The following is a 10,195-nucleotide window of genomic DNA, read 5'->3' on the forward strand; positions in this document are numbered from 1 at the left end:
GGGTTTGCCGAACTCGGCGCAGGGTCGGCCTCAAGCGTCTCTCCGATAGAGGTCCTTGATGAGGTCTTCCAGGCTCGGAGCCTCGATCTGCACGTCGTCGATCTGCGGGTCGGAAAAGAGTGTCCCGAGCAGTTCCCCCGGCAGATCTCCGTGTGTGAACTCGTAGGTGGTGGCCGTCAGGGTCCGGGCCTCGGTCCGTGTCAGACCGGGAACGGTGGGCAACTGATGGCCCGGCGCGTGCTGGATCACGAGCCTGCGCCGGCCCGCGCCGAGCGCGCGCAGTTCGTCGATCTTGCCGTCGTGTATCAGCCGACCGTTGTCGATCAGGACGATCCGGTCGCAGATGGCCTCCACGTCGCGCAGGTCGTGACTGGCCATGACGATGGTCGGCGCGAGTTCCTGCCGGGTGTCGCGCAGGACGTCGCAGATGGCCTCCCGGGCGAAGATGTCGAGACCGATGGTCGGTTCGTCGAGCAGGAGCAGGCGCGGTGCGTGCAGCAGGGTGCCCACGAGCTCCGCGCGGGTGCGGTTGCCGAGCGAGAGTTCACGTACGGGGGTGTCGAGGTGTCGTCCGATGTCGAGGCGTGAGACGAGGTGGTCCTGCCGGCGGCGGAAGACAGCGGGCTCGATGTCGTAGACCCGCCCGATCAGTTCGTAGGAGTCCTTGACCGGAAGGTCCCACCAGAGGCTGGCGCGCTGCGCCGCGAGATAGCCGAGTTCGGTGGCGAGGCGCCGTCGGTCGCGGTGCGGATCCCGGCCGTCGACCGTGACCCGGCCGGCGGTCGGTGTGAGGATTCCGGCGATGAGCTTCATGGTGGTGGACTTGCCTGCCCCGTTGAGCCCGATGTAGCCGACCGTCTCGCCGGCGTCGATCCGGAGGTCGATCCCGTGCAGTGCCGGCACCTCGCTGCTGACTCTGCGCACGAGCCGGGCGAGGCGTCCGCCCTCGGCCGGTGGCCGCCGCACACGGTAGGAGCGGTGTACGGATTCCATCTGGACTTTCACGGGGCGGTCCTTCCCCACGTCGCGGAGCCGATACGGTCGATCGCCGCGACCGCGTCGGGGGCGAGAGAGAAGTCGGTCGCCGCCAGGTTCGCTGTGAGATGTGCGGGTGAGGCCGACTTGGCCACTACGGGAATGCCGTGTTCGAGGTGCCAGCGCAGCAGGATCTGGTGAACGCTGCGACCGTGACGTTCGGCCGTGGCTCGCAGAACGGGGTGCTCCAGGTCGTTCTCACTGAACGGGCTGTGGCCCTGCGTCACGATCCCGAGACCGGCGTGGTGTGCGGCGAGGGCCGGGGCGAAGAGGCGTGGTCCGAAGGCGATCTGGTTCACCGCGGGAACGATGCCGGAGCGCGCGACGAGGTCGTCCACCTGGTCCGGCAGAAAGTTGCTCACGCCGATGGCCCGGACAAGACCCTCCTCCCGGGCCTCGGCGAACCGCTCCCATATGGCCAGGGACCCGTCGGCGTCGAGCGGCGCATGGACGAGCCAGAGATCCAGGTACTCCACGCCGAGCAGGTCCAGGCTGCGCAGCAGGGTCTCTCGCTCGTGCCCGGCGTCTTCTTCGGGGAACTTGGTGACGATCAGGACATCACCGCGGTCGATACCGCTGGCGCGGATTCCGGCCCCCACCGCTGCTTCGTTGTCGTATCCGGTTGCCGTGTCGATACAGCGGTACCCGGCTTCGATGGCCCCCTGGACACCGCGGCTCGCCGCCGGGCCCCACAGCTGCCAGGTGCCCAGGCTCACCGGAGGGAGCGTGAACGGCAGCGAATCCCGGCTCACCGGCCTCCGCCCCCTGAGGAGACGCTCGCGGTCCCGTTGCCCAGCCGCCCGAACGTCGCGCCGACCGCCTTGAGTACTTCGTGATTGGCGGTGTCCCCGAGCACCTCGAAATACCTCTTGGCGAAGTCCAGGTTCGCGTCGTTGATGAAATTGGCGGTGAGGGAGACGGTGCCGGTGACGTTGTGCACCTCATGGGCCCACCCGCTGGGCGTCACCACGATGTCCCCCGGTTCTTGCACCAGCTCGATGCTGTCCTCTCCGTACGTCCCGGCGACGCAGCAGCCCGGAGGCAGCAACTGCCACTCCTCGGCGCGCTCGGGCGAGTGGAAGATCCACTTCTTGCGTCCTGAGCAGAGCAGGTTCCACGCCGCGCTCGCCATCGTGTCCACGTGCAAGGGGGAGTTCGTACCGGGCCCGCCGATCAGCAGCCACACCCAGTCCGGGCGGATGTCGGCAGGGAGCGCCAGCAGCCAGTTCAGCCGGCGTACCTCGCGTGGGACGAGATTCCAATGGTCTGGTTCGAACTGCGAGACGAGCTGGTGACGCAGGTACAGTCCCCGCGGACGCTCGGCCTGCAGCTCGTCGAGGACCTCTGTGAACCGTACGGTCACCGGTCGGCGGTCGGGGGACTCCGCTTCCACGGGGCGGTCGCGGAGCTCCCGCAGCCGTGTCTCCTGCAGTGCCGCGTACACCGGCCATTCCAGGCCGGTACCGCGCAGGACGGCAGGACGGTCGCCGCGCAACCGCTCGATTGCGTCGGACATGTCAGGCGTGGAAGTAGTCAACACGTCCGCCTTCCTGCGACTGCTGGACCCAGACCTCGCGGTGGCCCTGCAGCGCGTCCGGGCCGAAAGCGTGCGTGATGTCGGCCCGCGCCCGCAGTCCCTGCTCCAGGTTCTCCCGCTCGGACATGCAGCGCGCCCGCTTCGCCGTCGCCTTGTCCCGGACGGTCTCGGCCGAGTCCGCGCTGCGGAAGGGCGCCTCCGGCACGGTCACCGTGCACAGGGGAGCCGCCCAGCAGGTCCGGCAGGAGCTCGCCTGTACGGCGTCGCGGAACATGCCGAGCTGCTCGACCCCGGCCCGCGGGTCCACACCCCGGTCCGTGTGGCCGACGGTGAAGTCCGGGGACTGGTACTCGTACGAGGAGTACAGCGTGCCGTCGGAGCCGAGAACCAGGTACTCGTTTCCCGGGATGACCTGGACACCCAGCAGGTGCCCCAGCCGGGAACTGCCGTCCCGTTCCGGTTGGTTGAGAGCCCGGTGGAAGGAGCGGTGGAGGAAACCGTGGCTGAAGGCGAAGCGATAGCGGCCGGACTGTTCGCGCTCGCCCTCGGGCAGTCCGTGGGCGGCCACGAAGAGGTCCCAGACCCGGAGCTGCTGGTCGAAAAGCTGCCGGAAGTCGTCGTACGACTTCTCGCCACCGGGCAACAGCAGGTCGAAGTCCCAGGCCAGGGCCCGGAGTGCGGTGGGCCAGCCGGCGAAGTACCGGTACAGGGCGGCCTCGTCGAGCGGCGCCGACAAAACACAGATGATGGCAACACGTGAGGCGAAATAGTCCGGCCAGTTCTCGGCCAGCCAGTCGGTGCGTTCCCGCACCCGGTCGTGCGTACCCTTGCCGCGCCGGTCGATCCGGTAGCGGTCGTGGTTGGGACCGTCGACAGAGATGTTGAGGTAGATGTCGTGCTCGACCAGGAAGTCGACGATCTTCGGGGTCAGCAGCATGCCGTTGGAGTTGACCTGGATGATGAGGTTCTCCAGCCGTGAGCCGACCTCCTTCTTCCGTTCCTCCAGAGCGAGCACGGCCTCCTTCAGCTGGTCGAACGCCAGCAGTGGCTCGCCACCGAAGAAGTAGACGGCTCGTTGCGCGGACTCCAGTTTCTCCTCGCCCGTGACGAAGAGGTCGATCGCCGCCTTCACCATGTGCGCCTGTGGGGAGGCCGTCTGGTGCGGGCGGGTGCCCGGGTAGGCGCCGCCGTAGTAGCAGTAGGTGCAGCGGATGTTGCACTGTTCCGTGGGGTTGAGCATCAGGACCCGCACCCGTGGCTTGTCGATGTGCGCGTCCGCGGGCAGCCGGGGGAACTCCCAGCCGGGCCCGTCGAAGGGCCGGATCAACTCGATGAGTGCGGCAAGCTCGGCGGCGGTGGGCAGCGCCGGCGCATCGTCTCCTTCGCACTCCACCGGGTCGGACGCCTCCCAGGACGAAGCCCTGAGCAACTCCGCCTGCCGCGCACTGATCGTGTGGACTTTGCCGGTAGTGGGTGCGTACAGGTGGAATCGGCCTTCGTGCCGGTCGCTCTCCCACATCTTGTAGATCCAGGTGAGGCCCTGGTTCCTGCGTATCGTGACGCCCTGTTCCCCGACGTTGACTCCGGTGGCGGACGACCCGTTCACGCGGAATTCGGGCTGGTCCGTCTCTCCGATCAAGTCGGTCTGCCACTCGTGCAGGCCGAGGAGACCTGTCTGTTGTTCGCCCGCGTGGATGCTCACTTCTCCCTCACCTGTCCCTGGTGATCGTCCAGCAGCGTTCGCAAGCAGCTCATGACGAGTGCCGAGATCGTCGCGCTGGTCGCACGGTTCTCCCGGTCGTCCTGAAGCGCCTCCACGATGTCCACGGCGACGACGCGCCGCGTACGGCAGACGTGCTCCACGGCGGCGAGCAGTTCCCGCAGCCGGTAACCACCTGCCTCGGGGTGCCCGGTCGCCGGGAACTCCATGGGATCGATCACGTCGAGATCGATGGAGAGATACGTCGGGTTGTCGTCGACAGGTTCTGTGAAGCCGTACTCGTAGGCGCACCGCAGGGTCTTGGGCAACGGGCCGCAGGAAGCCGGCAGGTACGTCCGTACGCCGTACAACTCGCACCCCGTGGCCGCTCCGGTCTGCAGCAGGTGCCCGAGGAAGTCGGCGTGGGTGATGTCGGCGAGGTCGGGCATCGGCCGGCTGCTGAAGTCGCAGTGGGCGTCGAAGCAGACGATGTGCACCGGTCCGTGCTCCGCTGCCAGCCCCACTCCGACCGGAGCGGAGAGGCTGTGGTCCCCTCCGATGAACACGGGGATCGCTCCGGTCCTGGTGAGCCGGCGCGTGAGGCCGGTCAGCGTCCGGTAGTACGCGCTTCTTTCCACGCGCGGGTCGATCGGCACCCCTCCGAGGTCGCCGAGGTCGAACACTCGGCGGCCGGCCAGCACGGGCCCGCCGGTCAGGGGGTCGAGCAGCCCACCCAGAGCACCGTCGTCGTCCACCTTCCAGTCATGTCCCGGAGAGAGCTTGCGGAAGATTTCCGGGCCATGACGCTGACCAGGCACCCCCGGCACTCCGGCGTCGAACGGCAGCCCCAGGATCACAGCGTCGGCGGCCAGCGCTTCCGAGGCCACGACGTCGACGTCGACAGCAGGCAGCCCCAGGGCTCCTGCGCCGGGCCGGATGACAACGTCCGTCATGAGGCCCGCCACCCGTCGGCCTGCTGTGCCAGGCGGTCGGTGACAGTGACCAGGCGGGCTCTCAGCAGTGCGGAGACGAGAACCGACACAGCCGCCACGGGAGTGCTCGAGCGCTCGGCCAGCTCTCCGACGCTGATCCGGCGTTCCCGCACGAGCACTTCGCACGCCGCATGGTGAGCGACGGGGAGCGCAAACTCCTGGTTGCGGGCAGTGAGCACCGTCTGCTCGTCCCGGATGTCGAGCAAAGGGGGCAGAACCGTGGCGAGCTCGACGATCGAGTCGGCGGACGGCCGCGTGTTCAGCACGTCCCAGGGCAAGCCGGCGCCGTCGCGGCCGCCGGCCCCTCGCCGCTCGGCGTCGAAGAAGTCCTGCACAGTGAGGTTCTTCGCCTCGTTCACGAAGGCCGCGACGAGCCGCTCGGCCTGAGCCTGCTGCTCCTCTGCTGTTGCTGCCCTGGCAAGGTTCTCCCGTACCTGGACGCGGTGCAGGGCCTGGTGGGCCACCCACCTCAGCCAGTCGTAGCCGGTGGGTCGGGCGAGCGCGAAGGTCAGGTGGAGGCTCGATGCGCCGCCGCCACGCACGGTGTGCCACCAGCCGCGTGGTACATGGATCACATCCCCCGGCTCCAGCGTCTTCTCGAACAGCACGGCCTTTGGGCAGTGGCGCGGATCGCTGTCGCCGTACTCCGGCAGCGGATGTTCCTCCGACGGCCCGTGCACCTGCCAGCTCTTGGTGCCGATGACCTGGATGACGAAGGTGTCCACCTCGTCGTAGTGGCTGTCGAATGCCCGTGAGTCGTCGAAGGTGACGAACATGTTGCAGGAGGTGCTCTCGCCGACGATGCGCATGACGTCGTCGGTTACGGACCTGACAGCGGGGTGGATCCGGTCCAGTGAGTCGATGATGAGGCTGGCACCGGACCGCATGAGAGAGAAGACCTGCGTCAGATCCACCACCCGGTGGCCCGCCCGGGTCACCATGTACTCGTGCTCGGGGAGATGCTTGCCCTCGGCGTACAAGGTCATCTCCGCCGGCTCCACACGACCGCGGGTGAGGATCTCGTTCAGTTCCGCCCAGGAGAAGTGCCGCTGCACCAGCTCTGGGTCCAGGTGCTTGAATACCACCTCGGTTCCGAGCTGTTTCGCCGCAAAGTCAGGGCCGAGTTCATCTGCTAACGCCCGGCCGAGTTCCGAAGCATGTCGCGCCACTTCCTCCAAGACCCCCTACTTTCGGCAAGCGAGAAACTTACGGGCAGAGAAGCGCACACCACATCTGCGCGCATCGAAGCAGTCAGCCCCGATGCGCGCAGAATGCGGAGGTTACTTCTCGGAGCCGGCGAACATCTGGCTGAAGTCCGGCACCGCCGGGCGGTGATGCGTCTTGGCAAAGGTCGCGCGAGCCCGGTCGGTCACCGAGGAAACCCGTACCTCAATCTCAGGAAATTCCTGCTCCGAAGCGCTCTCTGTGAGTTTTTCGTCCATGCCGACCTCCAGAGTGATGGCGTTAGTGGTCGCGGAGACGGTAAAACAGAATTTATGGAAGCAGCAAGGGTGCCTGTTCCCGGAATTGGTAATTCCGAACTCCGGGCACCCTCTTCACGCCAAACCCAAGTGAACTACTCGTCGTTCCAGTGGACAGGGGTTACAATCCCGGCCTGCCAGTCGCGACGCAGGATCGCGTAACCGACGGCGTCATGGGACGCCCCGTCCTGGGTCGGCCAGGCGTCCCGGTAGTGCGCTTCCTTGGCATAGCCGCACTGCAGGAAGACGCGCTGCATCGGCTGGTTGTCATGCCGGGTGGTGCCTTCGATGCGGTGCGCCTCCGGGAATTCCTCGAACAGGTAGCGCGTCAGCCAGGTCACCGCGTGGGCTCCGATGCCGTGCCCCCGATGTTCGGCTCGGATCCGTAGATCGAACATGGGTGTGTCGTCCTGCAGGTCCGTGAGCCGGAGCAGACCAGTAGTTTTCTCGTCGGCGACGATCCAGAAGCTCCGGTTCTCTTCGCTGTCGAAGCGCCTCTCAGCGATCCACTGACGTGCCGTTTCGTGGTCCACGTGGCTGATGCTGTGGAACGGCCAGATCTCTTCGGTAAGAAAACTGACCAAAGACTCGTTATCGGTGGCATGGAGGCGCCGGAAGGTGATGTCCATGCCAGGCACCCTACGGAGAACACCCACCCTGAACCGGCCCGATCGAGCGATTGGTTCAGGGAGCTGGTGTCATCGGGTCCGGAGTGATCACTTTCCCTGACCCGAGTGCTCTGACACGATCCCGCTCCATGAGCGACGTACCGTTCGATTCGACGCCGTGGTGAACACCGCCCGGACCGGGATGGTCAAGCAGGACCACCGGGCCTTTGTGATCGCGGCAGAACGAGCGGCCTGCTTGGCGGTGTGGCTCTCCACGTTCCATGACGGTCCGGACGAAAGCCAGCACGCCGACGTCCCCCGGCCAACTGGCTCGACCACCTGGCGCTGTGAGAAACCACAGCCCTGGCGAGCGGCATCCATGCTTTGAGAGCCGCTTTGGGGCATCGTCAGCTGCTGCTTTCCAAACTCCGGTCGATGGCGTCGGCGTGTTCCCTCAGCCAGGCGACCTCATGGTGCAGCCAAGACCCGGGGCCGGCGACGCGTCCGGCACGTTCATGAACGTCGCGCTCGGCCTCGACCCGGGCAACGATGCACCCGCCGAAGCCCTGACGGCACTCGTCCTCGAACCCGTACACATCGAGGAAGGTGCGCAAGAGGGCCAGCCGGCGGTCGAGATGATCGGCGATGTCGGCGTCGAGCAGCCACAGCCAGGCGGCGTAGGCGAGGTCACGCGTGCGGGGGCCGGGGGTGGCCTGGTCGAAGTCGAAGGCGGAGACAGGAAGGCCGTCGACGAAGGTGACGTTGAGCGGGGAGAAATCGTTGTGACACACCGTCTCCTCGCTACCCGCGATCGGCATGCCGGCGGTCGCGTCGCGCAGTCGGCGCAACAGCTGCGCCGCGGCGGTGATCTGGGCGGGCGACCAGTCACGGGCCCGGAAGGCGGTCCGGGCTTCACCGTGCTGGAAGCTGACGATCTCGCGGCCCTTGGCATCGGTTCCGAGCAGCCTTGGCACGGCGTCGAAGCCGACGTCCTCCAGAAGCCGGAGCAGCCGGTGCACGAACGGCGAGTGCGGCCCGACCGGCCATCGCACCGTGTCCCCGACACGGACGACTCCCTTTGTGATCCGGCCCCCGGTCAACGGAATCTCCAACTCCCGCTCCATGCGCGTCAGCATAGGCACCGTGGCGGCCCGCCGATCTCACCAACTGAGGCCCTGACACGAGCCAGGCGGTGGTCGTCGATACACCACTCCATCAATGGCATCTTCGATACCAGTCCCGCGATGCGGGCGAGGGGATCCATATTCCGTGGCGCCCGAGGGCGTACGCCTCTATGGTGGGTGCGAATCGCGCGGTAGCCGGTGGCTGCCGCCGTCGGCCGAGTGAAGAGCAGGAGGTGTGACCGATGGCTGTCTTTGAGATGGGCGCTGCCCGCATCCGGAAGTTCATCAAGTCCACTTCCGTGGCCTCCGGCTGACCTTTCTTCTCCCGTGCCTGTGAGCGCGGTGCCGGGGCCACCCTCGTGAAGGGTCACCCCTTGTCTTTCTCTTCTCTCCTGGATTCGTCCTCGTCTTCCTCGCATCCGCTCGTGCCGTACGGCTGGGATGCGAACTGGGAGGCCGAGTTCGCCCCGTATGCCGGGCAGGGGCTGCTGCCCGGTCGTGTCGTACGTGTCGACCGCGGCCTGTGCGACGTCATCACCTCGGCCGGCATCGTCCGTGCCGACACCGAGTTCGTCGTCCCCCGTGACCCGATGAAGGTCGTGTGCACGGGGGACTGGGTCGCCGTCGATCCTGATGGCGGCGATCCGCGCTACGTGCGGACGCTGCTGCCGCGCCGCACCGCGTTCGTGCGCTCGACGTCGTCCAAGCGTTCCGAGGGCCAGGTGCTGGCCACTAACATCGATTTCGTCGTCATCTGCGTGTCGCTCGCGGTCGAACTGGACCTCGCGCGGATCGAGCGGTTCCTGGCGCTTGCCATGTCCTGTTCGAGTGGCGAGGCCCTGCTGCATAAGTCGGCACTCTCCTGGGAGTCGGGGGCGCAGCCGCTGGTCGTGCTGACCAAGGCGGACCTCGTGCCCGATGGCGTGACGCTGTCGCATCTGGTGCAGGACGTGGAGACCACCGCGCCGGGTGTGGCGGTGCTGCCGGTCAGTTCCACGGTGGGGGACGGTCTCGATGTCCTTGCCGCGGTTGTCTCCGGGGGTACGTCTGTGCTGCTCGGGCAGTCGGGCGCCGGTAAGTCGACTCTCGCCAACGCCCTCCTCGGCGAAGAGGTGATGTCGGTCCAGGCCACGCGTGACATGGACGGGAAGGGGCGGCATACGACCACGACCCGCAACCTCCTCGTGCTGCCCGGCGGTGGCGTTCTCATCGATACGCCCGGGCTGCGGGGTGTAGGGCTTTTCGATGCCGAGGGCGGGGTCGGGCAGGTGTTCTCGGAGATCGAGGAGCTTGCCGCGCGCTGCCGTTTTCATGACTGTGCGCATGTGGCTGAGCCGGGGTGTGCGGTGTTGGATGCCGTCGAGTCGGGTGTGCTGCCGGAGCGCCGTCTCGACAGCTATCGCAAGCTGTTGCGCGAGAACCAGCGGATCGTTGCCAAGACGGATGCGCGGGCTCGGGCGGAGCTTCGGAAGGAGTGGAAGCGGCGGGGGGCCGAGGGGCGGGCCGCGATGGAGGTGAAGCGGGGGCGCTGGCGCTGAGCCTTGGCGGGTGGGTGCGTGGGGGAGGGTTTTCTTTCCCCAGCCCCGCCCCTTCCCGGCTGTATCAATTTGCGGCTCCGCCGCGTGAGGGGGCTGCGCCCCCAGGCCCCCCTTGAGAGGTCGTAGCTCGGCTGCGGGCCGTTGTGGCTGGGCGCGCCCACGCGGCGGAGCCGCAAATTGA

General features: G+C 67.2%; 10 protein-coding genes. 1 reads left to right on the plus strand and 9 read right to left on the minus strand.

Features of this window, described 5'->3' with window-relative positions:
- Positions 1–30: 30 nt before the first annotated feature.
- The 9 genes from ACYVO6_RS16965 to ACYVO6_RS17005 all read right to left on the minus strand — a co-directional run bounded on the left by ACYVO6_RS16965 (position 31) and on the right by ACYVO6_RS17005 (position 8,476).
- Positions 31–1,005, minus strand: a complete 975-nt coding sequence (locus tag ACYVO6_RS16965; protein WP_461062075.1) for an ATP-binding cassette domain-containing protein — start codon at positions 1,003–1,005, stop codon at positions 31–33.
- The gene (locus ACYVO6_RS16970) at positions 1,002–1,751 is read right to left on the minus strand and encodes an aldo/keto reductase (protein WP_461062077.1); all 750 of its coding nucleotides are present in this window, start codon (positions 1,749–1,751) and stop codon (positions 1,002–1,004) included. Before ACYVO6_RS16970 ends, ACYVO6_RS16965 begins: the two co-directional genes overlap by 4 nt.
- Positions 1,752–1,783: 32 nt before the next feature.
- The gene (locus ACYVO6_RS16975) at positions 1,784–2,551 is read right to left on the minus strand and encodes a transcription factor jumonji (protein WP_461062079.1); all 768 of its coding nucleotides are present in this window, start codon (positions 2,549–2,551) and stop codon (positions 1,784–1,786) included.
- A gap of 1 nt (position 2,552) precedes the next feature.
- Entirely contained in the window at positions 2,553–4,274 is a 1,722-nt protein-coding gene (locus tag ACYVO6_RS16980) for a radical SAM protein (RefSeq protein ID WP_461062081.1), read from the minus strand.
- On the minus strand, positions 4,271–5,224 hold the full coding sequence (locus ACYVO6_RS16985; RefSeq protein WP_461062083.1) for an arginase family protein: 954 nt from the start codon (positions 5,222–5,224) through the stop codon (positions 4,271–4,273). Before ACYVO6_RS16985 ends, ACYVO6_RS16980 begins: the two co-directional genes overlap by 4 nt.
- Positions 5,221–6,348 (minus strand): JmjC domain-containing protein, encoded by a 1,128-nt coding sequence (locus ACYVO6_RS16990; protein ID WP_461062085.1) that lies wholly within the window; start codon positions 6,346–6,348, stop codon positions 5,221–5,223. Before ACYVO6_RS16990 ends, ACYVO6_RS16985 begins: the two co-directional genes overlap by 4 nt.
- Positions 6,349–6,543: 195 nt before the next feature.
- On the minus strand, positions 6,544–6,705 hold the full coding sequence (locus ACYVO6_RS16995) for a hypothetical protein (protein WP_461062087.1): 162 nt from the start codon (positions 6,703–6,705) through the stop codon (positions 6,544–6,546).
- Positions 6,706–6,839: 134 nt separating this feature from the next.
- Positions 6,840–7,373 carry a GNAT family N-acetyltransferase gene (locus tag ACYVO6_RS17000; protein ID WP_461062089.1) on the minus strand — a complete coding sequence of 178 codons (534 nt, stop codon included), beginning with the start codon at positions 7,371–7,373 and terminating at the stop codon, positions 6,840–6,842.
- Between the two features lie 386 nt (positions 7,374–7,759).
- Entirely contained in the window at positions 7,760–8,476 is a 717-nt protein-coding gene (locus ACYVO6_RS17005) for a phosphotransferase (RefSeq protein WP_461062091.1), read from the minus strand.
- 374 nt (positions 8,477–8,850) lie between these two features.
- Here ACYVO6_RS17005 and rsgA point away from each other — a divergent pair, with 374 nt between their 5' ends.
- Entirely contained in the window at positions 8,851–10,014 is a 1,164-nt protein-coding gene (gene rsgA / locus ACYVO6_RS17010; RefSeq protein ID WP_461062093.1) for a ribosome small subunit-dependent GTPase A, read from the plus strand.
- Positions 10,015–10,195 lie beyond the last annotated feature (181 nt).

Source organism: Streptomyces pseudoechinosporeus (assembly GCF_054783935.1).